Source organism: Rathayibacter sp. AY1B7 (genome assembly GCF_002932735.1).
Lineage (GTDB): Bacteria > Actinomycetota > Actinomycetes > Actinomycetales > Microbacteriaceae > Rathayibacter.
Map to the genome: position 1 here is coordinate 137,593 of NZ_PSWK01000004.1, position 22,523 is coordinate 160,115.

Sequence of the window (22,523 nt, forward strand, 5' to 3'; positions counted from 1 at the left end):
GGGAGGATCGCTCCTCCCCGCCCCCGCCCGACGGATCAGAGTCCGACGTCGCCGGCCTTGAGGAAGCCGGAGTCGACGAGGACCGACTGCACGTCGTCCTTCGTGACGACCTGCGGCTCCAGCAGGTAGGACGGGACGACCTTCTCGCCGTTGTCGTAGGTCTCGGTGTCGTTGACCTCGGGCTCCTCGCCCGCGACGATCGACTGCACCATCTGGAAGACGCGGTCGCCGAGGGTGCGGGTGTCCTTCCAGACCGTCATGGACTGCTCGTCGGCGAGGATCGCCTTGACGTTGGCCTTGTCGGCGTCCTGGCCGGTGATGACCGGGTAGTCGGCGCCGGGGGTGTAGCCGGCCGACTTCAGCGAGGCCTCGATGCCGATGGCCAGGCTGTCGTTGGGGGAGAGCACGACGTCGACCTTCTGGCCGCCGGTGTAGAAGGACGAGAGGCGGTTGTCCATCTCGGACTGCGCCTTGTCGGAGGCCCAGCCCTGGATGCCGATCGAGGCCCAGTCGTCGTCCGACGCGGGCGACTTGCCCGAGGGGACGGTGAGCTTGCCGCTCTCGATGTAGGGCTGCAGGACGTCCCACGCGCCGGAGAAGAAGAACTTCGCGTTGTTGTCGTCGGGGCTGCCGGCGAAGGGCTCGAGGGTGAAGGGACCCGCGGCGTTCTTCAGGTCGAGGGTCGACTCGATGTACTGGCCCTGGAGCTGGCCGACCTTGTAGTTGTCGAAGGTCGCGTAGTAGTCGACGTCCGCGGTGCCGTTGATGAGACGGTCGTAGGCGATGACGGTGGCGTTCTGCTTCTTCGCCTCGGCGAGGACGGGCGCGAGCGCCTCGCCGTCGATCGCGGCGATGACCAGGATCTTGGAGCCGCCGGCGATCTGGTTCTGGATCTGCGAGATCTGCTGATCGGTCTTGTTGTCGGCGTACTGGAGGTCGACGGTGCAGCCGTCGCCCTCGAGCTGCGACTGGAGGCCTTCGCCGTCGTTGATCCAGCGCTCGAGGCTGCGCGTGGGCATCGAGATGCCGACGGTGCAGTCGCCTTCCGCGCCGGCGCCGGCAGCGGCGCCTCCGGAGTTGGCGGGGCTCGCGGAACAGGCCGCGAGGCCGAGGGAGATGATGCCGGCGGCGGCCAGCGTGGTGATGCCGCGGGAGAACTTCATGGAGTGCATTCCTCTCTGAAAGCAGTGTCCGAGGGAGAGGACGACAAGAGGCGTGCACGTGTGGCGCACGTCGTCGTGTCGTCGCCCGGGAGGGCGGGAGAGCCCCGAGGGGCTTTGTCCACGGAGAGAACATATTCCTTCGATCGGGGGGAGTAAAGCGCGGGCGGCGAATTTGTCCAGGCGATGCCGAAATGTGATCTTCGGGACGTCGACCCCCGCCGTTGCTGGGGGAGAACGCTCTCACCGCTCGGCTCCCGCCCGGCTCGCGCCCCTCCGCCGGGCGCCCGCCGCCGTCCGCGTGAGGGAAACGCGAGGACTCCGGGCCGGGCCGTAGGGGAACCGTGAGGACCGCTCCGAGGGGCCCCCGCGAGGTGTTGCATCGCTTCCTGTGCCGCTTCCCGGCAGGCGTCCGGTCCCGGGCGTCGTCCGCTCCCCGGATGGAGTCCTCCGTGCTCGACCTCGCCTACCTCCTCGGCGTGCTCGCCCTCTTCTCGCTCATCGCTCTCGCTGCGAAGGGGGTCGAGCGGCTGGGCGGACCGCCCCCCTCGGCGACCCGCGGGACCCGCGAGAAGGAGGCGGGCCGGTGATCGTCTTCGACGCCCTCGCGGCCGTGCTGGCGCTCGCCGCCGTCGTCTACCTCGTCGCGGCCCTGATCCGACCGGAGCGCTTCTGATGGATCCGCTCCTCGCCGTCCTCCAGGTCGCGACCGTCGGCCTGGCCGTCGCCCTCCTCCACCGCCCCCTCGGCGACCACATGTTCCGCGTCTACACCTCGACGCGCGACCTCGCCCTCGAGCGCGGCGTCTACCGCCTCATCGGCGTCGACTCCGCGGGCGAGCAGAGCTGGCGCGCCTACCTCCGGGCCGTGCTGGCCTTCTCGCTCGTCGGCGTGCTCCTGCTCTACGGGATGCAGCGCCTCCAGGCGGTCCTGCCCGGCTCCCTCGGCCTGCCCGCGGTGCCGGAGGGGCTGGCGTTCAACACCGCCGTCTCGTTCGTCACCAACACCAACTGGCAGTCCTACTCCCCGGAGGCGACCCTCGGCTTCGCGGTGCAGCTCGGCGGCCTCGCCGTGCAGAACTTCGTCTCGGCGGCCGTGGGCCTGGCCGTGGCGGTGGCGCTGATCCGCGGATTCGCGCGCCGCTCCTCCGGAACGCTCGGCAACTTCTGGGTCGACCTCGTGCGCGGCACGCTGCGCCTCCTGCTGCCCCTCGCGGTGGCGGCAGCGGTCGTGATGATCGCGGGCGGCGTGATCCAAAACCTGAACGGCCCGCTGACGGTGACCACACTCACCGGCGGCGAGCAGAGCATCCCGGGCGGCGCGGTGGCCTCGCAGGAGGCGATCAAGCTGCTCGGCACCAACGGCGGCGGCTACTTCAACGCCAACTCCGCGCATCCGTTCGAGAACCCCTCGGCGTGGGTGTCGCTGCTGCAGATCGTGCTGATCCTCGCGATCCCGTTCTCGCTGCCGCGCACCTTCGGCCGGATGGTCGGCGACGTGCGGCAGGGGCGCGCGATCCTCGCGGCGATGGCGACGATCTTCGTCGTGTCGCTCGCGGCCCTCACCGCGCTGGAGGCGGCGGGCGGCGGATCCGCGGCGCAGGCCGCCGGAGCCGCGATGGAGGGCAAGGAGACGCGCTTCGGCATCGCCGGCTCCGCCCTCTACGCGACCGCCTCGACGCTCACCTCGACCGGCGCCGTCAACGCGATGCACGACTCCTTCACCGCGCTCGGCGGCATGCTGCCGATGCTCAACATGATGCTCGGCGAGGTCGCCCCCGGCGGCGTCGGCTCGGGCCTCTACGGGATGCTCGTGCTCGCGGTGCTGGCCGTGTTCGTCGGCGGGCTGCTGGTCGGCCGGACGCCCGAGTACCTGGGCAAGAAGCTCGGCCCGCGCGAGATCAAGCTCGCGAGCCTCTACATCCTCGTGACGCCGACGCTCGTGCTGGCCGGCACGGCCCTGAGCTTCGCGATCCCGGCGGTGCGGGAGGACGTGGAGAGCACGTCGATCCTGAACCCCGGGCTGCACGGGCTCTCGGAGGTGCTCTACGCCTTCACCTCCGCGTCCAACAACAACGGCTCGGCGTTCGCGGGGCTGACGGCGAACACGCCCTGGCTCAACACGGCGCTCGGCGTCGCGATGCTCCTCGGCCGCTTCCTCCCGATCCTGCTGGTGCTCGCCCTGGCCGGCTCGCTCGCGGCGCAGTCGCCGGTGCCCTCCAGCGCCGGCACGCTGCCCACCCACCGGCCGCAGTTCGTCGGCCTCCTCGTGGGCGTCACGGTCGTCGTGACCGCGCTCACCTACTTCCCCGTACTCGCGCTGGGCCCCCTGGCGGAAGGACTGCGACTCCGATGACCACTGCACTGACCGAGGCCCCCGCGGAACCCGCGCGCCCCACCCGCGCCGCCCTCGGGCCGCGCCAGCTCGCCGCTGCCCTCCCCGGAGCGCTGCGCAAGCTCGATCCGCGCCTGATGTGGCGCAACCCCGTGATGTTCATCGTCGAGGTCGGCGCCGTGCTGACCACGGTGCTGGCGATCGCCGAGCCGTTCCTCGGGGGGCCGGAGGAGTCGGGCGGATCCACGGTGCCCGTCACCTTCACGGCCGGCATCGCGATCTGGCTCTGGCTCACCGTGGTGTTCGCGAACCTCGCGGAGTCGGTGGCCGAGGGCCGCGGCAAGGCCCAGGCCGAGAGCCTGCGCGCCACCCGCACCAGCACTCCGGCCCGGCGCGTGGCCGACTACGACCCCGCGGACCCCTCCGCCCTGTCGGCCCGCCTGGTCGAGGTCTCCTCGGCCGAGCTGCAGCTGGGCGACGTGGTCGTGGCGGAGGCGGGCGACCTCGTCCCCGGCGACGGCGACATCGTCTGGGGCATCGCCTCCATCGACGAGTCGGCGATCACGGGCGAGTCGGCGCCGGTCGTCCGCGAGAGCGGGGGCGACCGCAGCGCGGTGACGGGCGGCACGCGAGTGCTCTCGGACCGGATCGTGGTGCGCATCACCTCGCGGCCGGGCGAGACCTTCGTCGACCGGATGATCGGCCTGGTCGAGGGCGCGTCGCGGCAGAAGACGCCGAACGAGATAGCGCTCGACATCCTCCTGGCGAGCCTCTCGATCGTGTTCGTCGTGGTCGTGCTGACCCTGAACCCGATCGCCTCGTTCGCGGGAGCCTCCGTGAGCGTCCCGGTGCTGGTCGCCCTGCTCGTCTGCCTCATCCCGACCACCATCGGCGCCCTCCTCTCGGCCATCGGCATCGCCGGCATGGACCGGCTCGTGCAGCGCAACGTGCTCGCGATGTCCGGCCGGGCGGTGGAGGCGGCGGGCGACGTCACGACGCTCCTGCTCGACAAGACGGGGACCATCACCTACGGCAACCGCCGCGCGGTGGCGTTCCTCCCGCTCGACGGAGTGGCGCAGGCCGCCCTCGTCGACGCGGCCGCCTCCTCCTCGCTCAGCGACCCGACACCCGAGGGGAAGTCGATCGTCGACCTCGCGGGCGACTCGGGCCGTCCCGCCGTCGAGCCCGCTCAGGCCGCCGTGGTGCCGTTCACCGCGCAGACCCGGATGAGCGGGCTCGACCTCCCCGACGGCTCCTCCATCCGCAAGGGCGCCGGCTCGGCCGTGCGCGCCTGGGTGGAGGAGGAGGGGCCGCTGCCGTCCGCGGTCGCGGCGCGCCTCACGGTGCTCGTCGACGGCGTCTCGGAGAGCGGCGGCACGCCCCTGGTCGTCGCGGTGAAGGACGGCCACGGCGCCCGCCTGCTCGGCGTCGTGCACCTGAAGGACGTGGTGAAGGACGGGCTCGCCGAGCGCTTCTCGGAGCTGCGCGCGATGGGCATCCGCACCGTGATGATCACGGGCGACAACCCGCTGACCGCGAAGGCGATCGCGGCGGAGGCGGGAGTCGACGACTACCTCGCCGAGGCGACCCCCGAGGACAAGCTCGCCCTGATCCGGCGCGAGCAGGAGGGGGGCGCGCTGGTCGCGATGACCGGCGACGGCACCAACGACGCTCCGGCCCTCGCGCAGGCCGACGTGGGCGTGGCGATGAACACCGGCACCTCGGCGGCGAAGGAGGCGGGCAACATGGTCGACCTCGACTCCGACCCCACCAAGCTCATCGACATCGTGCGGATCGGCAAGCAGCTGCTGATCACCCGCGGCGCGCTCACCACGTTCTCGATCGCGAACGACGTGGCGAAGTACTTCGCGATCATCCCGGCGATGTTCGCGGGGGTCTTCCCCGGGCTCGCGGTGCTGAACGTGATGCAGCTGCACTCGCCGGCCTCGGCGATCCTCTCGGCGATCGTGTTCAACGCGCTGGTGATCGTCGTGCTGATCCCGCTCGCGCTGCGCGGAGTGGCGTACCGCCCGGTCGCCGCCTCGCGCATCCTCAGCCGCAACCTCCTGGTCTACGGGTTGGGCGGAGTGATCGCTCCGTTCCTCGGGATCAAGCTCGTCGACCTGATCGTCGCCGCGATCCCCGGCTTCTGACCCGCCCGTCCCGACCACCGAAGACAGAGAGAAGAGACCATGTTCCGTCCCTACGGTGTCGCGCTGCGCGCGATGATCGTGCTCACCGTGCTGCTGGGAGCGGCGTACCCGCTCGCGGTGCTCGGGATCGGGCAGCTCGCCCTGCCCGCCCAGGCGAACGGCTCGCTGCTGCGCCAGGACGGCGCGGTGATCGGCTCGTCGCTGATCGGCCAGTCGTTCACGGACGCCGACGGAGCGCCCCTGCCGGAGTGGTTCCAGTCGCGTCCCTCCGCCGCGGGCTACGACGCCGCGGCCTCGACCGGCAGCAACCTCGGCCCCGAGAACGCCGACCTGGTCGCGTCCGTCGAGGAGCGCCGGGCCGCGATCGCCGCCTTCGAGGGCGTCGACCCGGCCGCGGTGCCGGCCGATGCGCTGACCGCCTCCGCCTCGGGGCTCGACCCCGCGATCAGCCCCGCCTACGCGCAGCTGCAGGCGCCCCGCGTCGCCGCCGCCCGCGGGCTCGACGTGAGCGCCGTGCGCGCGCTGGTCGAGGAGCACACCGCGGGCCGCGAGCTCGGGTACCTCGGCGAGCCGTCGGTGGACGTGCTCGAGCTCAACGCCGCTCTCGCGCGGCTGTGACCGCTCCGGTGGCGCCTCCGGCTCGTAGAATCGCGATCGGCTCGTCGGGACCGTCCGATCGAGCGGATCGACGCCGGTCCCGCGAGCCCGGGACGCCCCGGAGCCGCGAGCACGAGGGGAGGCCGGGAGCATGACGAAGGGCCGCCTGCGCGTGCTCCTCGGAGCCGCGCCCGGAGTGGGCAAGACCTACACGATGCTCGAGGAGGGCCGCCGGCTCGCTGCCGAGGGCCGCGACGTCGTGGTGGCCGTGGTCGAGACGCACGGCCGCTCCGCCACCGCCGCGATGGTCGAGGGGCTGGAGGTCGTGCCGAGGAGGGCCGTCGAGCACCGCGGCGTGCTGCTCGACGAGATGGACCTCGACGCGGTGCTCGCCCGCCGGCCCGACGTCGCGCTGGTCGACGAGCTCGCGCACACCAACGCCCCCGGCTCCCGGCACGAGAAGCGCTGGGAGGACGTGCGGACGCTCCTCGACGCCGGCATCACCGTCTTCTCGACCGTGAACATCCAGCACATCGACTCGCTCAACGACGTGGTGCACGCGATCACCGGAGCGCCGCAGCGCGAGACGATCCCGGACGCGGTCCTCCGCGCCGCCGACCAGATCGAGGTCGTCGACCTGGCGCCCCAGGCGCTGCGCGACCGCCTCGCCGACGGCCGCGTCTACCCGCCCGAGCGCATCGACGCGGCGCTGTCCAACTACTTCCGGCTCGGCAACCTGACCGCCCTGCGCGAGCTCGCGCTGCTCTGGCTCGCCGACGAGGTCGACAGCGCGCTCCGCGACTACCGCGTCGAGCACGGCATCGACAGCACCTGGGAGGCGCGCGAGCGCGTGGTCGTGACCCTCACCGGCGGGCCGGAGGGGGAGACACTGCTGCGGCGCGGCGCGCGGATCGCGGCCCGCGCCTCCGGGGGCGACCTGCTCGCCGTGCACGTGGTGACCCCCGACGGCCTCCGCACTCCCCGGCCGCACGTGCTCGAGGCGCAGCGGGTGCTGGTCGAGAAGCTCGGCGGCAGCTACCACCAGGTGGTCGGCGAGGACGTGCCGCGCACGCTGGTCGAGTTCGCCCGCTCGGTGAACGCGACGCAGCTGGTGATCGGCGTGAGCAGGCGGGGCCGTCTCGCCTCGGCGCTGACGCCCGGCACGGCGTCGACGGTGATCTGCGAGTCCGGCAACATCGACGTGCACATCGTCAGCCACTCCGCCGCCGGGCGCACCGCGGTGCTGCCGAGGCTCGACGGGGCCCTGACGCTGCGGCGCCGCCTCCTGGGACTGGCCCTCGCCCTCGTGGGCGGCCCGCTGGTGACCTGGCTGCTCTCGAGCCTCCGCAGCGACGAGTCGATCACGAGCGACGTGCTCTCGTACCAGCTGCTGGTGGTGGTGGTCGCGCTGGTCGGCGGGCTCTGGCCGGCCCTCTTCGCGGCCGTGCTCTCGGGGCTGACCCTCGACTTCTTCTTCGTCGATCCGCTCTACACGATCACCGTCGACGAGCCTCTGCACGCGCTGGCCCTGGTGCTCTACGTGCTCAACGCGGCGCTCGTCAGCGCCGTGGTCGACCGCGCGGCCCGGCGGGCGCGGGCCGCCAAGCGCTCGGGGGCGGAGTCGGAGCTGCTGGCGACGATCGCCGGTGGCGTGATCCGCGGGCAGGGGGCGCTGCAGGCGATCCTCGAGCGCTCGCGCGAGGCGTTCGGGCTGACCGGCGTGCGGCTGCTGCGCGGCGGCGAGCTCGTCGCGGCCGACGGCGAGCCGCAGCCGGAGGGCGATCCCGCGCGCATCGCGGTGGGCGAGGGCGCGGTGCTCGAGCTGCACGGCCGCGAGCTGGAGGGGAGCGAGCGGCGACTGCTCCAGGTCGTCGCCGCCCAGCTGGACTCGGTGCTCGAGAACGCGGCCCTCAGCGAGACGGCCAGCTCCCTCGCTCCGCTGGCCGAGACCGACCGGGTGCGCAGCGCCCTGCTGTCGGCCGTCAGCCACGACCTGCGCCGGCCCCTCGCCGCGGCCACCGCGGCCGTCAGCGGACTGCGCTCGCCCGAGGTGGTCTGGAGCGAGCGCGACCGGGAGGAGCTGCTCGCCACCGCCGACGAGAGCCTCACCGTGCTCGCCGCGCTGGTCACCGACCTGCTCGACGTGACGCGGCTGGAGGCGGGGGCGCTCGCCGTGGCGCTCGCCCCGCTCGACGCCGCCGACGTGGTGCTCCCCGCGCTCGACGAGCTCGGGCTCGGTCCCGGCGAGGTCGACCTCGACCTCGATCCGGAGGGCCCGGCGCTGCTCGCCGACGCGGTTCTGCTGCAGCGCGTCGTGGTCAACCTGCTCGCGAACGCCGTCCGCTACGCGCCGCCCGGGACCCGGGTGCGCGTGGCCGCCAGCGCCTTCGGCGGGAGCGCGCAGCTGCGGATCGTCGACCACGGCCCCGGGGTGCCCGAGGAGCGCCGCGCCGAGATCTTCGTGCCGTTCCAGCGACTCGGCGACGACGACAACCTCACGGGCCTGGGCCTCGGCCTCGCGCTCTCGAAGGGGTTCACGGAGGGGATGGGCGGCACGCTCGAGACGGAGGACACTCCGGGGGGCGGGCTGACGATGGTGGTGACGCTGCCGCTGGCGAAGGAGACTGCTGTCGCTGCTCCTGCGGCTCACGTCGCTCCCGCCGCCCCGCACGACGGCGGGTCGGGCGCCGCCCCGCACGAGGACTCCGGAGGAGCCGCATGAAGATCCTGATCGCCGACGACGACCCGCAGATCCTGCGCGCCCTGCGCATCACCCTCACCGCCCGCGGATACGACGTGGTGACGGCCGGCGACGGCACCGAGGCGATCAACCGCGCGGTGGACGAGCATCCGGACCTCTACATGATCGACCTCGGCATGCCTCGGCTCGACGGGGTCGAGGTCATCCACGGACTGCGCGGCTGGACGAGCGCGCCGATCCTGGTGGTGTCGGGGCGGACGGGCGCGGCCGACAAGGTGGGCGCGCTCGACGCCGGCGCGGACGACTACGTCACCAAGCCGTTCTCGATGGACGAGGTACTCGCGCGCATCCGAGCCCTCTCGCGGCGGGTGCAGCCGGCCGACGGCGAGCCGCTGGTCGTGATCGGCGAGGTGACCGTGGACCTGGTGGCCAAGAGCGCGACGCGGGACGGCGTCTCCGTGCGGCTGACTCCGACGGAGTGGCAGGTGCTCGAGATCCTCATCCGCAACGCGGGCAAGCTGGTCACCCGCCGATCGCTGCTGGCCGAGATCTGGGGCCCCGCGCACGTCACCGACACCGGCTACCTGCGCCTCTACCTCGCGCAGCTGCGCAAGAAGCTCGAGCCCGACCCCGCGCATCCGCGGCACCTGCTGACCGAGGCGGGCATGGGCTACCGCTTCGTGCCCTGACCGGCCTCTACTCAGCGGGGGAACCCCGGACCGTCGAGGGGGCCCGCTGGTCGTGGCTCCCGCGACGGTCCGGGATCGCCGGGCAGGTCACCAGTCGTGGACGGTGCCGTCGGCGAGGCGGTTGAAGGGCAGGTACGCGCGCACGTAGGGGTACTTCCCGGCGGCGTCGACGTCGAGCTCGACGCCCAGCCCGGGGGCGTCGCCCGGGTGCAGCCGTCCCTCGCTCCAGGTGAACGACTGCTGGAAGACGCTGTCGGTCCGCTCGCCGTGCTTCATGTACTCCTGGATCCCGAAGTTGTGGATCGCCAGGCCCAGGTGCATCGCGGCCGCCATGCCCACCGGGGAGACGTCGGTGGGTCCGTGCATCCCGGACTTGATCTGGTACTGCGCGGCGTGGTCGAGGATCCTCCGGAGGTGGGAGACGCCTCCGGTGTGCGTGACCGCGCTGCGGATGTAGTCGATCAGCTGCTCGCGGATCAGGAGCTGGTAGTCCCAGACGGTGTTGAAGACCTCGCCGATCGCCAGGGGCGTGGTGGTGTGCTGCCGGACGAGGCGGAGGGCCTCCTGGTTCTCGGCGGGCGTGCAGTCCTCGAGCCAGAAGAGGTCGTACGGCTCGAGGGACTTGCCGAGGGCCGCGGCCTGGATCGGTGTCATCCGGTGGTGGCCGTCGTGGAGGAGGGGGAGCCCCGGCCCGAACTCGTTGCGGACGGCCTCGAAGACCCGGGGGACGTGGCGCAGGTAGGCGCGGGTGTCCCAGTCCTCCTCGGTCGGCAGGCCGCCGCGCTGCGCCGGCTCGTGGTCGTAGCGCACGCCTGTGTTGCCCTCGAGGACGGCGTTGGAGGCGATGCCGTAGATCGAGGTCAGCCCCGGCACCGCGGTCTGCACGCGGATCGCGCGGTACCCCTGCTCCTGGTGCTCGCGGATGCTGTCGAACAGCTCCGCGTCCGTCCGCCCGGACGCGTGGCCGTAGGCGAGCAGGCCGGTGCGGGACGCGCCTCCGAGCAGCTGGTAGAGCGGCATGCCCGCGGCCTTGCCCTTGATGTCCCAGAGGGCGGTGTCGACCGCCGCGATCGCCGCCATCGTGACCGGCCCGCGGCGCCAGTAGGACGACCGGTAGAGGAACTGCCAGGTGTCCTCGATGCGCGAGGCGTCGCGGCCGAGGAGCAGCGGCACGACGTGGTCGGCGAGATAGGAGACCACGGCGAGCTCGCGGCCGTTGAGGGTCGCGTCGCCGAGGCCGGTCAGCCCGTCGTCGGTCGTGAGCTTGAGGGTGACGAAGTTGCGGTCGGGACTGGTGACGACGACCTCGGCCTTGTCGATCTTCATGGGATGCCTTTCGTGGTGGGGGATCGGGTCAGGGGTTCCGGCCGGGAGCGCGGTCCATCGAGAACGCGGCGGTCGAGAGGCCGGGCGCCACGGGCGCGGCCTGCCCCGTGCTCTCGCGGCGCTCGGCGATCTCGGCGACGATCTGCGCGTGCCGGCGGTCGGTCAGCGGGTAGAACGCCATGATCAGCACCGCGAGCAGGGCCGCGACGGCCGGGATGAGGCCGGCGGCGGCGCGGATGCCCCACTCGGCGTGCTCGCTCTGCTCCGCGGCCCCGGCCACGTAGCCGCCCCAGGCCAGCGCGTACGCGGCGAGGGCGCCTCCGACCGCCTGGCCGGTCTTGCGGGTGAAGGAGAACAGGGCGTAGATCGTGCCCTCGGAGCGGATGCCGGTCTTCCACTCCCCGTACTCGACGGTGTCGGCCTCGATCGCCCAGACGAGCATGTTGACGAGCTGGATGCCGACGTAGGCGAGGACCAGTCCGCCGAAGCCGACCGCCACCGCGTCGCCCGGGGCGAGGAAGACGACCGTTCCGCCGCTGATCAGGACCCCGACTCCGGCCATGTAGGCGTTGCGCTTGCCGAACCGCCGCACGATCGTCGGGACGAGGGCGGCCAGGCCGAAGGTCAGGGCGAGCTGGATCAGCGACATCGCGGCGTAGAGCTGGACCGATCCGAGCACGTCGCGCAGGTAGTAGAGCTGCACGGTCTGGAGCGCGAGCGTCCCGGTGAGGAACAGGAACGAGCTGAGGCAGAGGAAGAGCAGCGGCCGGTTGGAGCGGAGGGTCGTCATGCTCTGACGGAACGTGACGTGCGCGACGTCGCGCTGGACCCGCTCCTTCGCGGTCAGGATCGTGAAGAGGTAGAGCGCGGAGCCGACGACGACGAAGCTCAGCGTGACGATCGAGAAGAGCGACTGCAGATCGGCGCCGGGGACGACCAGCGGGGCCATGAAGGTGCCGAGCCCGGCCCCCACGATCGCGCCGCCGATGGCGCGGGCGCTGGCGAGCTTCGCGCGCTCGGTGCCGACCTGCGTCATCGCTCCGGCGAGCGAGCCGTAGGGGATGTTGACGAGGCTGTAGGCGAGGCCGAGCGCGGCATAGCTCAGGTAGGCGTAGAGCAGGGTTCCGCTCTCGCCGATCTGCGGGACGGAGAAGGTCGCGGCCGAGAGCAGCAGGAGCGGGACCGACCCGAACATCAGGAAGGGCCGGAACTTGCCGAAGCGCCTGCTGTAGGTGCGGTCCACGACCCGGCCGGCGAAGACGTCGGCGAACGCGTCGAAGATCCGCACGACGAGCAGCAGCGTGCCCGCCGCGGCCGCGGAGATCCCGGCGACGTCGGTGTAGTAGACGAGCAGGAACATCGTGGCGGTGGTGAAGGCGAGGTTGTTCGCCGTGTCGCCGGCGCCGTAGCCCACGATGCTCAGCTTGGAGAGCTTCTCAGCGGCGGGCGCTCCGGGCGCGGTGGTGCGGGGGGTCATGCGGGCTCCTTTACCCGGGCGCGGACCCGTCGGGGATCCGCGCCGCATCGAGACGGTGCGAGGGTGGCAATCGGTTGCCGACGGTGCCGGAAGGCACCGCGCGGAGAGGCGGGGTGGAGGTCTAGGCCGCCTGAGCGGCGACCGCGGCGACGAGGGCCGGGTCGTCGACGAGGCGCGGGTCGACGAGCCGCAGCAGCGCCTCGAGGGGCCGGGCGGAGCCGAGGGCGCGGTCGAGGGCGGGGCGCTGCGCGTCGGGCAGGCGGTCGCCCTGGAGCAGCAGTGCGATCCAGTCGGCGACGGCACGGAGGGAGGCGGCTCCGCCGTGTCCGCCCGCGCGCTCGGCGAGGAGCACGGGCGCGATCCGGATGCGGAGCTTGGCGGTCGCGTCGGCGCCGATCTGCTCGAGCCGGTGCTCGATCCGGGGGTTGCCGAAGCGCTCGAGGAGGGCGGCGCAGTAGGCGTCCGCGTCGAGACCGGCGGGGAGGCCGGCCGCCGCCTCCGCCCAGAACGCCTCGACGGCGCTCCGGCAGGCGGGGTCGGCGATCGCCTCCGCGACGGTGGCGAGGCCCCGCCGGCGGCCGGTGGCGGCGAGGAGCGTGTGCGCGCCGTTGAGGAGTCGCAGCTTGCGCCGCTCGAAGGGCTCGATGTCGTCCACGAAGCGGGCTCCGGCGCGCTCCCAGGCGGGTCGGCCGGCGGGGAACCCGCCGCAGAGGACCCAGTCGCGGAACGGCTCGGTCACGACGGACGCGGCGTCGCTGATGCCGGTGAGCTCGGCCGCCGCCTCCCGGTCCGCCGCCGTGGTGGCCGGGGTGATCCGGTCGACGGAGGTCGACACGAACGAGACGGTGCGGTCGATCCAGTCGGCGAGCGACGGGTCGAGCCGCTCGGCGAGCAGGAGCAGTCCACGGCGCACGAGAGGGCCGTTGCCGGAGAGGTTGTCGCAGGGGACGACGGCGAGCGGGCCGGAGTCGGCGTCGCGCCGGGCGGTGAGGCCGAGGAGGAGGCGGCCGAGCGCGGTCGTCGGCGCTCCTCCCGATCGGAGGGCGGCGAGGTCGCTCCGGACGGCGGGGTCGTCCAGGTCGGGGCCGCCGTCCGCGGCGAGACGGTACCCGGCCTCCGTGATCGTCAGCGTGACGATCGCCGTCCCTGGAGCCGCGACGAGCTCGACGAGACGCGCGACGTCCGCGCCGTCGACCGCCTCGACGATGCTGCCCACGACCGTCGCCGAGTCGCCCTCCGGTCCGCGCTCGATCAGCGTGAACAGGCCGTCCTGCGCGGCGAGCTCCTCGGCCGCGCGGGGGCTCCGGCCGGTGAATGCGGCGATGCCCCACTCGTGGTCGTCGTCGACGGCGTGCGTGTACCAGGCCTGATGCGCTCGGTGGAAGGCGCCGAGGCCGAGGTGGACGATGCGGACGGGAGCCGCCGGCAGGCCCGCGGACGCGCGATCGAAACCGCCTCCTCCGCCGTGCCCGCTCACAGCTTGAAGACCTTCCGCGGCTGGGCGTCGACGAGGTCCAGGATGACGGCGCTCGCCGTCTCGGAGTCGATGCGCCCCTCGGCGACCAGGCGCGCGAGGAACGCGGCGTCCAGCCTCCGCGCCATGTCGTGACGGGCCGGGATGGAGAGGAACGCGCGGGTGTCGTCGATGAAGCCGGAGCTCCGCGAGAAGCCGGCGGTCTCCGTCACGGCGGCGCGGAAGCGCAGCACCGCGTCGGGCGCGTCGAGGAACCACCACGGCGCTCCGAGGAACACCGACGGGTAGTAGCCGGCGAGGGGAGCGAGCTCGCGCGAGTGGGTGCTCTCGTCGATCCCGAAGAGGACGAGGTGGAAGCCCGGCGCGTTGCCGAGCTCCTGCAGCAGCGGGCGGAGGGGCTCGGCGAACCGGGTCGCGACGGGGATGTCGTGGCCGGTGTCGGGGCCGAAGCGCTCGAAGGTCGGCCGATCGTGGTTGCGCAGCACGCCGGCGTGGACGGTCATCACCAGGCCGTCGTCGACGCTCATGCGGGCGGACTGCAGCAGCAGGTGGCCGGCGAGGACGCGGCTGCCCTCGGCGTCGATCGTGCCGGCGCGGGCGCGGGCGAAGAGGGACTGCGCCTCGGCGGGGTCGAGGTCGACGGTCAGCGGCTCCAGCACTCCGTGGTCGGCGGAGACGGCGCCGTGGTCGAGGAAGTGCCGGCGCCGGGCGCGGAGGGCCTCGAGGAATCCGGGGAAGCTGGACTCCTTCGTTCCGGTGGCGGCGGCCAGGGCGGCGACGCGCTCGGGCCAGCCGGGGGTGGAGGGATCGAGGTAGGCGTCGGGGCGGAAGGTCGGCAGCACGCGGCCCGGGAACGCCGGATCCTCCGCCAGAGCCCGATGGACGGCCAGGTCGTCCAGCGGATCGTCGGTCGTCGCCAGCACCTCGATCCCGAACCGCTCGAAGAGCGCCCGCGGGCGGAAGGCGTCGGACGCCAGCCGGGCCCCGATCGCCGCGAAGAGGGCGTCGGCGGTGGAGGCGTCGGGCTGCTCGGTGATGCCGAACTGCTCAGCGAGGATCGACTGGAGCCAGTAGCCCGAGGCGGTTCCCGCGAAGATCCGCCAGTGCGCGCAGAACGTGCGCCACACCTCCTCCGGGCCGGCGAGGCGCTCGCCTCCCGGGATGCCGAGATCGCCGAGGTCGATCCCGGCGGAGTGGAGCAGACGGGTGACGTAGTGGTCGTGCCGGAGGAAGAGCTCGGCCGCGTCGGCGAACGGGCGGTCCTCGAGCAGGAGGCGCGGATCCACGTGCCCGTGCGGGGAGAGGATCGGCAGGTCGGCGACGCTCGAGTGGAGGTCGCGGGCGATCGCCCGGGTCGTCGGGTCGATCGGCAGGAGTCGGTCGGGATCGTTCAGCAGCTTCGTCGGCACGGGGCCATCCAAGTATGGGTGCCGGGGAGTGTCAACCGATTGCCAAGACTGTCGCACCGGTTGGCGCGCCGGGGCGCGGACCGGGGTCAGGAGTCGCGGCGGGGTCCCGTCGAGGCGCGCGGGACGAACTCCGTCGGCAGGTCGTCGGCCCGCTCCGGAGCCTCCTCGTCGCCGAGCACCCGGCGGACCGCCCGCTCGCCCATCCGGCCCAGCGGTGCGCTGATGGTCGACAGCGGCGGCGAGGTGAAGTCGCTGCCGAAGATGTCGTCGAAGCCGATGATGCTGAGCTGCTCCGGGATCGCGACGCCCGACTCCTGAGCCGCGCGCATCAGTCCGATGGCGACCAGGTCGTTGTAGGCGATCACCGCGCCGACGCCGGAGGCGGTCACCCTCGCGAGCGCGCTCCTCCCGCCCTCGAGGGTCGAGACGCCCGGCCCGATCTCGACGACCGTCATGCCCCGCTGCGGAGCGCGGTCGAGGAGGAGCTCCCATCGCGCGGCGCTCATCCACGAGTCGGGCGGACCGGCGATGAAGGCGAGGGAGCGGTGGCCGAGGGCCGCGAGGTGGTCGAGCGCGGCGTCGATCCCGGGGGCGAGATCGGGCACGATCCCCGCGACGCCGGGGACCACGCGGTTGAGGACGACGACCGGGATGCGCCCGGCCAGCGCAATGATCTCCTCGTCGCTGAGGCGGGTGCTGACGAGGACGAGCCCGTCGGTGGAGGCGGCGATGCGGTCGGCCGCCTCGGCCTCGCGCTCCCCGGACTCCTGCGACTCGGCGAGGATCATCGTGAAGCCGCGGAGCGACGCCGCCCGCTCCGCTCCGCGCACGGCGGGGAAGAAGGCCGGGTTGGTGATGTCGGCCACCAGCAGCCCGAGGGTCGAGGTGCGGCCCGTCGGCAGCGCGCGCGCCATCGGGTTGAGCCGGTAGCCCAGCTCCTTCGCGGCGGCGCGGATCCGCTGCTCGGTCGCGGCGTTCAGCCGTCCGGGCGTGCTCAGCCCGCGGGAGACGGTGGAGGGGGCGACGCCGGCGAGTCGGGCGACGTCGTAGATCGTCGTCGCGGAGCGGCCGCGGCGTCTCGCGGCGGAGGGGCCGGTGGGCGCGTCTTCGCTGGGCACGATCGCGGTCTTCTCTCGAGGGGCACGGCGGCGGACGGGGCGCCGTCCGCCGCCCATGCTGCCACAGGGCCGAGAAGCCCGCCCGGCCCGTCGCTCGCGTCCGGGTCGGGCCGGATCGGGGAGCCCGCGCTCCGGGAGGCCGCCGTCGCCGGTCGGCCGCCCACCGCTCCGGCCCCTCCAGCGCGGGTCCGCGCGGCTCCGCCCCGTCAGCTCCGCTCCGGGAACGCCCCCTCCTCGCGGATCCGCTCGTTGAGCGCCGCCAGGAACACGCCCTCGTCGAGGTCGAGCGGTACCTCGCGTCCCGTCCAGCTCGAGTAGTGGATGGCGTTGGCGAGCCGGACCCCGAGGATCCCTTCCGCCCCGGGTGCGAGCAGCGGCGTGCCGTGCAGGATGCTGTCCGCGAAGTCCTGCAGGACGGCCGTGTGCTGCTCGCCCCAGACCGACGCCGACTCGATCCGCTCCGTCGTGGAGAGGCCCGCGGTGTCGTAGCGACCGCTGAGCAGGAGGCCCACGTCCTCGGCGCTGAGGGCGGCGCTGACCTCGCGCTCGGGGGCGTTCAGCCGGGTGATCGTCGCGACCCGGGAGTCGTCGACGACGATCCGGCCGCGGTCGCCGATGATCTCGAGGCGGTCGGTGCCGATCGGGTCGTGCGTCGTGGTGACCAGCACGCCGGTCGTGCCCCCGCCGAAGTCGGCGAGCACCGTCACCTCGTCCTCCACCGCGATGTCGCGGCACCGCCCGTAGCCGGCCTTGGCGACCACCGACTCCGGCACTCCGCACAGCCACTGCCACAGGTCGAGCTGGTGGGGCGCCTGGTTGACCAGGACGCCTCCGCCCTCGCCTCCCCAGGTCGCGCGCCACGCGCTCTGGTCGAAGTAGGCCTGCGGCCGCCACCAGGTCGTGATGATCCAGTTCGAGCGCAGGATCCGGCCGATCCCGCCCTCGTCGACGACCTCCTTGAGCCGGCGGTAGAGCGGGTTCGCCCGCTGGTTGAACATGATCGCGAAGCGCTGACCGGGACGGGCGGCGGCGGCCTCGTTCAGCTCCGCGACCTGCGCGGCGTAGACGCCCGCCGGCTTGTCGACCAGCACGTGCAGCCCGTGCTCGAGAGCGTCGATGCCGATCCCGGGGTGGAGGTAGTGCGGAGTGCAGACGACGACGGCGTCGACCTCCCCGCTCGCGAGGAGGGAGCGGTGGTCGGCGTGGAAGGACGCTCCGGGTGCGAGCGCGGCGGCCGCCGCCTCCCGGGCGGGGTCGACGTCGGCGACGGCGGTGACGACGAGGTCGCGCACTCTGCCGTCGGCGAGGAAGCGGGCGTAGGAGGAGCCCTGGGCGCCGAATCCGATGATGCCGAGGCGGACGGTGGTCATGGGAGGAGTCCTTCGTTCGGGGTGGAGTGGGGGATCCGCGCGGGCGCGCTCGGGGCGTAGGCGGCCTGGACGATCGCGAGCGACCTCGCCGCCTCGCGGGGCGAGATCCAGAAGGGCTCGTCCTCGCCGAGGCGGGCGTAGAAGTCGTGCACGAGCAGCTCGTGCGAGGCGCCCCAGTACGAGCGCCCGCCGGATCGGCGCTCCGTGTCCGGGACGACCTCGACGGATCCGTCGTCGCGCCGCACGGTGAGGGCACCGCGCAACGAGACGGTGGCGCGCTCGGTGCGCAGGCGGAGCTCGACCGGCTCGTCCCACGCGTTCGCCACGGTCGCGTAGAGGACGCTGCGCGCGCCGGAGGCGTGGGTGAGCACCAGGTCGGCGGTGTCCTCGACCTCGATCGGAAGCAGGCGCGTGGAGGCGGAGCCGCTCACCGCGACCACCTCGCCGAGGAGCCACTGCAGGAGGTCGACGGTGTGGATCGCCTGGTTCATCAGCATCCCGCCGCCGCCCTCGGCCCGCATCCCGCGCCAGGGGCGGTCGAGGTAGTAGCCGGGAGCGCGGTGCCAGAGCACGGTCGCGGCCGCACCTGTCACGGCACCCAGGGAGCCGGACGCCAGCAGCTCGCGGAGGCGCTGCACGGGCGGGTTGTAGCGGTTCTGGAAGCAGACGCCGATGCGCGCCCCGCCCCGCTCGGCCGCGGCGATCACCTGCTCGCCCTCGGCGACGGAGGAGGCGAGCGGCTTCTCGAGGAGCACCGCGACGCCGCGGTCCAGGGCCGCGACCGCCAGCGCGGCGTGCGTGCTGTGCGGAGTGCAGACGTGCACGACGTCGGGGCGGACGGAGTCGAGCATCCGGACCGCCTCGGGGAAGCCCGGCACCGCGTGCCTCTCGGCGGCCGCGGCGAGCCGGCCCGGGTCGGTGTCGCAGACCGCCACCAGCTCCGCGCCGGGTGCGGTGCCGATCGCCGCGAGGTGGACGGAGGAGATGTCGCCGCAGCCGATCACCGCCGCGCGGACGGTCATCGCAGGTCGATCCCGAGCGAGGAGGCGAGCCCCCGGAAGGCCCGAGCGGCCACTCCGAACGACTCGGGGCCGGAGAATCCGCCGAGGGCGTCCGTGATCGCGAGGTGCGGCTCCAGCGAGGCGACGCCCGTCCAGCCGTCGTCGCGCAGGGCGGTGAGCGTCTCGCGCAGCTGGCCGTCGCCCTCGCCGGCGGGCACCACGGTGCCGGTCGCGGCCACCGCGTCCTTCACCTGCAGGTAGTCGACGTAGGGCCGCAGCGCCGTCCAGCCGTCGTCGAAGGGCCGCACCCCGCACTGCACGAAGTTCGCGTTGTCCCAGGCGAGGCGCAGGGCGGGCGAGCCGACGGACTCGACCAGGTCGAGGATCCGCTCGGGGACGTCGCCGTAGATGTCCTTCTCGTTCTCGTGCAGCAGCACCACGCCCTCGCGCTCGGCGCGGTCGGCGAGCATGCGCATGCGCAGCAGGACGTCGTCGCGGATGCTCTCGACCGGCACTCCCTCGCCCCGGTAGAACGAGAAGACGCGGATGCTCGGCGTGCCGAGGGCGTGCGCGGCGCGGATGACGCGGTCGAGGCGCGCGACCTCGAGCTCGGGATCGAGGGCGACGTCGACCTTGCCGATGGGCGAGGCGACGGCCGAGACGGACTGGCCGCCGCGCTCGAGCACGGCGGCGAGGCGGGCGAGGCGCTCGTCGTCGAGGTCGACGACGTTCCGGCCCCAGGCGCTTCGCACCTCGATGCTGTGCGCGCCGAGCGCTCGGAGGACGGCGACCTGGACGACCGGGTCGGGGTCGATCTCGTCGCCGAAGCCGGAGAGGGTCCAGGGTGCGGGGTTCGCGGGTGCGGGGGTCGCGGGTGCGGTGGTCACGGTGCGTGCCTCGTTCTCGTCGTCGGGAACCGGCGGGCAGGAGCGCCGCCGTGCCACGACCATACGCGTATTGGCAACCGATTGACAAGATCGGAGGCGCGCCTCTACCGTCGGGGGCGTTCCGGGCCGCGGAGACGCCGGCCCCCACCGCGACCGGGAGGACTGCCGTGACCAGGATCGGCGTGCAGGCGATGATGCTGAAGGACGCGTTCGCCTCGGCGGGCGCCTTCGCGACGCTCCGGGAGGTCCGAGCGATCGGCTACCGGTCGGTGGAGATCTCGCAGATCCCGCTGACGGCGGCCACCGTGGCCGAGCTGCAGCGGGCGCGGGACGAGCTCGGCGTCGAGATCGCGGCGATCTCGGCGGGCCTGGCACCGGGGGACTCCCCGGGCGCCGCGCTCGAGGGCGGGCTCGCCGGGATCGTCTCCGACGCCCGCGCGCTCGGCACGCGCACGGTCCGGATCGGCATGCTGCCCGCCTCCGCGGCGGTCTCGCCGGCCGCTCTGCTCGACTTCGCCGACCGCTGCCAGGCCGCCGCGGCGAGGCTCCGCGACGACGGGCTGCGGCTGCTGCTCCACAACCACCACCACGAGTTCGCGCGGCACGGCGGCCGCCTCCTGCTCGACGTCGTCGCCGACCGGGCTCCGCTGCTGGGGCTCGAGCTCGACGTGCACTGGGTGCAGCGGGGCGGGCTCGATCCCGTGACGACGCTGCGCCGGTACGGGGAGCGCGTCGCCCTGGTGCACCTGAAGGACTACCGGGTCGGGCCGCCCGCCGACATGTCCGGCGGGTGGTCCGTGCACGCCTTCACCTCGAACGTGCAGTTCGCCGAGGTGGGGGAGGGAAACCTCGACTTCCCGGGGATCATCGGGACGAGCCTCGCGCTCGGCGTCGACCACCTCCTCGTCGAGCAGGACGAGCGCTACGGGCGGAGCGCGCTCGACTGCCTGCGGACCTCGCACGCGAACCTCGTCGCGATGGGCTTCTCGGACCTGTTCTGAGGAGCGGCCGAGGCTCCTCCCCAGGGATCGGAGCGGCCCGTTCTCCACCGCTCAGGGGCCCGGGTCCCCGCCGCGTCGGGCGCGACGGCATGCTCGACCCGTCGACGGAGGAGGTGGTGGCGGTGGTCGTTCCGGACAGTGTGCTCGGCGTGACGGCGCTCGTCGCGCTGGTGCTGTCCGGGGTGCTCCACGCCTCCGTGCGGGTCTGGGCGGCGGGGTCCCGCTGGACGACCGCACGGTCTCCGCGCGCCTGTTCAGGGCGGTCCTGGTGATCATCGCGCTCGACACGGCGTACCTCGTCGTGGCCGGCGAGGAGCTCTTCGCATCCGGGCGCAGCCCCGGAGAAGAAGCAGCCGGATCCGCCGGGGTCCGCCTCCGCTCCGCGGAGCGGAGGACAATGGAGGGACCCCCAGCGAAGGAGACCACCGTGGATCAGCCGCGCATGAACGTCGAGTCGTTCAACCTCGACCACCGCACCGTCGCAGCGCCGTACGTGCGCCTCGCCGACGCGAAGACGCTGCCCGGAGGCGACCACCTCGTCAAGTACGACGTGCGCTTCACCCAGCCCAACCGCGGGCACCTCGAGATGCCCACCGTGCACTCGCTCGAGCACCTGTTCGCCGAGAAGTCCCGCAACCACTCCGACCGCGTGATCGACTTCTCGCCGATGGGCTGCCAGACCGGCTTCTACCTGCTCCTCTCGGGCGAGCCCGAGCTCTCCGAGGTGCTCGGCCTGGTCGAGGCGACGCTCCAGGACATCACCGAGGCCGACGAGGTCCCGGCCGCCAACGAGACCCAGTGCGGCTGGGGCGCCAACCACTCCCTCGAGGGGGCGCAGGAGGCGGCGCGCACGTTCCTCGCGCACCGCTCGGAGTGGGAGACGGTCACCGCGTGAGCACGGCGATCGTCCTGGTCGCGATGGACGAGGAGGCCGCCCCGTTCCTCGCCGCCGCGACCAGCGCCTCCGAGCCGCGCGCCGTCGGCAACGCGCTGCAGTGGGAGCTCGAGCTCGACTCCCGCGCGGTGCTGCTCGTCCGCACCGGCATCGGCCTCGTCAACGCGGCCGGCGGTCTCACCGCAGCGATCCTTCGGGAGGCCGGCGAGCGGCCGCTCGTGGTGAGCGCGGGGACCGCCGGCGGCCTGGGCGCCGACGTCCGCGTGGGCGAGGTCGTGATCGGCGCCGAGTACGTGCAGACCGACGCCGATGCGCGGGCGTTCGGCTATGCGCTCGGGCAGGTCCCGGGGATGCCCGCCCGCTACTCCGGGGACGACGCGGCGCTCGCCGCGGAGCTCGAGCTGCTGGAGGGGCCGCCGGTGCGCCGCGGCCTGATCGTCTCGAGCGACGTCTTCGTCTCGAGCGCCCACGTGGACCGCGTGCGGAACGACTTCCCCGGCGCGCTCGCCACCGACATGGAATCCGTCGCCCTCGCGCAGACGGCGCACGTGCACGGGCTGCCGTTCGTCTCGGTCCGCGGGATCTCGGACCTCTGCGCCCCCGGCGAGTTCGAGGCGCACGTCGACGACGCGGCCGATCGCTCCGTCGCCGTGGTGCGGGCGCTGCTGCGCGGGCTCGGCGACCGGGACTGATGGACGGGCGGCCCTCCGCGACAGCGCGGAAGGGCCGCCCGGCGGTCAGTCGTTGCCGACGTGCTGGTCGCCGGCCTCCTGGGCCTTGTCGACCTGGCCGGCGAACTTCCCGCCGGTCGCGGAGTCGGCGGCGTCGCCCGCCTTGTCGAGTCCCTTGTCGGTCAGCTCCTCGCCCTTGTCGCTGTTCACGGCGTTCTTCGCCTTGTCCGCGAGTCCTCCGAGATCCACCATGGGGTCGT

At 73.2% G+C, this 22,523-nt stretch carries 20 protein-coding genes; 10 read left to right on the plus strand and 10 right to left on the minus strand.

Features of this window, described 5'->3' with window-relative positions; all coding sequences use genetic code 11:
• Positions 1-35: 35 nt before the first annotated feature.
• Positions 36-1,163 (minus strand): multiple monosaccharide ABC transporter substrate-binding protein, encoded by a 1,128-nt coding sequence (gene chvE / locus C5C95_RS03940; RefSeq protein ID WP_374952918.1) that lies wholly within the window; start codon positions 1,161-1,163, stop codon positions 36-38.
• A 437-nt stretch (positions 1,164-1,600) separates the two neighbouring features.
• Here chvE and C5C95_RS17325 point away from each other — a divergent pair, with 437 nt between their 5' ends.
• The 7 genes from C5C95_RS17325 (at position 1,601) to C5C95_RS03970 (ending at position 9,634) form a co-directional block, all read left to right on the plus strand.
• A complete protein-coding gene (locus C5C95_RS17325; RefSeq protein ID WP_167299012.1) occupies positions 1,601-1,750 on the plus strand; it encodes a hypothetical protein in 150 nt (49 codons plus the stop codon).
• The gene (gene kdpF, locus C5C95_RS03945; protein ID WP_068209492.1) at positions 1,747-1,836 is read left to right on the plus strand and encodes a K(+)-transporting ATPase subunit F; all 90 of its coding nucleotides are present in this window, start codon (positions 1,747-1,749) and stop codon (positions 1,834-1,836) included. Before C5C95_RS17325 ends, kdpF begins: the two co-directional genes overlap by 4 nt.
• Positions 1,836-3,515: a potassium-transporting ATPase subunit KdpA gene (gene kdpA / locus C5C95_RS03950; RefSeq protein WP_104268826.1), complete on the plus strand. Its 1,680-nt coding sequence runs from the start codon at positions 1,836-1,838 to the stop codon at positions 3,513-3,515. The genes kdpF and kdpA overlap by 1 nt, the downstream gene beginning before the upstream one ends.
• The gene (gene kdpB / locus C5C95_RS03955) at positions 3,512-5,647 is read left to right on the plus strand and encodes a potassium-transporting ATPase subunit KdpB (protein ID WP_104323852.1); all 2,136 of its coding nucleotides are present in this window, start codon (positions 3,512-3,514) and stop codon (positions 5,645-5,647) included. Before kdpA ends, kdpB begins: the two co-directional genes overlap by 4 nt.
• 39 nt (positions 5,648-5,686) lie before the next feature.
• A complete protein-coding gene (gene kdpC / locus C5C95_RS03960) occupies positions 5,687-6,265 on the plus strand; it encodes a K(+)-transporting ATPase subunit C (protein ID WP_104323853.1) in 579 nt (192 codons plus the stop codon).
• Positions 6,266-6,395: 130 nt separating this feature from the next.
• Positions 6,396-8,966: an ATP-binding protein gene (locus C5C95_RS03965; protein ID WP_104323854.1), complete on the plus strand. Its 2,571-nt coding sequence runs from the start codon at positions 6,396-6,398 to the stop codon at positions 8,964-8,966.
• Complete coding sequence (locus C5C95_RS03970) at positions 8,963-9,634, plus strand: response regulator (protein ID WP_104222647.1); 672 nt, start codon at positions 8,963-8,965, stop codon at positions 9,632-9,634. Before C5C95_RS03965 ends, C5C95_RS03970 begins: the two co-directional genes overlap by 4 nt.
• An 87-nt stretch (positions 9,635-9,721) precedes the next feature.
• On the opposite strand, the gene manD is transcribed toward C5C95_RS03970, so the two are convergent.
• The 8 genes from manD to C5C95_RS04010 all read right to left on the minus strand — a co-directional run bounded on the left by manD (position 9,722) and on the right by C5C95_RS04010 (position 19,696).
• Entirely contained in the window at positions 9,722-10,960 is a 1,239-nt protein-coding gene (manD, locus tag C5C95_RS03975) for a D-mannonate dehydratase ManD (protein WP_104323855.1), read from the minus strand.
• A gap of 28 nt (positions 10,961-10,988) precedes the next feature.
• Positions 10,989-12,437, minus strand: coding sequence for a glucuronide transporter (uidB, locus tag C5C95_RS03980; protein WP_104257955.1), 1,449 nt, complete (start codon positions 12,435-12,437; stop codon positions 10,989-10,991).
• Positions 12,438-12,558: 121 nt separating this feature from the next.
• Positions 12,559-13,914, minus strand: a complete 1,356-nt coding sequence (locus C5C95_RS03985) for a mannitol dehydrogenase family protein (protein WP_258072616.1) — start codon at positions 13,912-13,914, stop codon at positions 12,559-12,561.
• Positions 13,911-15,320: a glucuronate isomerase gene (uxaC, locus tag C5C95_RS03990; protein ID WP_104323856.1), complete on the minus strand. Its 1,410-nt coding sequence runs from the start codon at positions 15,318-15,320 to the stop codon at positions 13,911-13,913. Before uxaC ends, C5C95_RS03985 begins: the two co-directional genes overlap by 4 nt.
• Before the next feature lie 86 nt (positions 15,321-15,406).
• A complete protein-coding gene (locus C5C95_RS03995; RefSeq protein ID WP_181027190.1) occupies positions 15,407-16,438 on the minus strand; it encodes a LacI family DNA-binding transcriptional regulator in 1,032 nt (343 codons plus the stop codon).
• A 206-nt stretch (positions 16,439-16,644) separates the two neighbouring features.
• Positions 16,645-17,808, minus strand: a complete 1,164-nt coding sequence (locus tag C5C95_RS04000) for a Gfo/Idh/MocA family protein (protein ID WP_104261422.1) — start codon at positions 17,806-17,808, stop codon at positions 16,645-16,647.
• Entirely contained in the window at positions 17,805-18,830 is a 1,026-nt protein-coding gene (locus tag C5C95_RS04005) for a Gfo/Idh/MocA family protein (RefSeq protein WP_104247552.1), read from the minus strand. The genes C5C95_RS04000 and C5C95_RS04005 overlap by 4 nt, the downstream gene beginning before the upstream one ends.
• On the minus strand, positions 18,827-19,696 hold the full coding sequence (locus C5C95_RS04010; protein WP_258063579.1) for a sugar phosphate isomerase/epimerase: 870 nt from the start codon (positions 19,694-19,696) through the stop codon (positions 18,827-18,829). The genes C5C95_RS04005 and C5C95_RS04010 overlap by 4 nt, the downstream gene beginning before the upstream one ends.
• A gap of 167 nt (positions 19,697-19,863) precedes the next feature.
• On the opposite strand from C5C95_RS04010, the gene C5C95_RS04015 reads away from it, so the two are divergent.
• From C5C95_RS04015 to mtnN, 3 genes are all read left to right on the plus strand, one after another.
• Positions 19,864-20,697, plus strand: coding sequence for a sugar phosphate isomerase/epimerase (locus tag C5C95_RS04015; protein ID WP_258063580.1), 834 nt, complete (start codon positions 19,864-19,866; stop codon positions 20,695-20,697).
• Between the two features lie 397 nt (positions 20,698-21,094).
• Positions 21,095-21,592 carry an S-ribosylhomocysteine lyase gene (locus C5C95_RS04025; protein ID WP_308470742.1) on the plus strand — a complete coding sequence of 166 codons (498 nt, stop codon included), beginning with the start codon at positions 21,095-21,097 and terminating at the stop codon, positions 21,590-21,592.
• Positions 21,589-22,284: a 5'-methylthioadenosine/S-adenosylhomocysteine nucleosidase gene (gene mtnN / locus C5C95_RS04030; protein WP_258072617.1), complete on the plus strand. Its 696-nt coding sequence runs from the start codon at positions 21,589-21,591 to the stop codon at positions 22,282-22,284. The genes C5C95_RS04025 and mtnN overlap by 4 nt, the downstream gene beginning before the upstream one ends.
• Before the next feature lie 45 nt (positions 22,285-22,329).
• On the opposite strand, the gene C5C95_RS04035 is transcribed toward mtnN, so the two are convergent.
• A complete protein-coding gene (locus C5C95_RS04035) occupies positions 22,330-22,515 on the minus strand; it encodes an antitoxin (RefSeq protein ID WP_104222638.1) in 186 nt (61 codons plus the stop codon).
• Between the last annotated feature and the right edge of the window lie 8 nt (positions 22,516-22,523).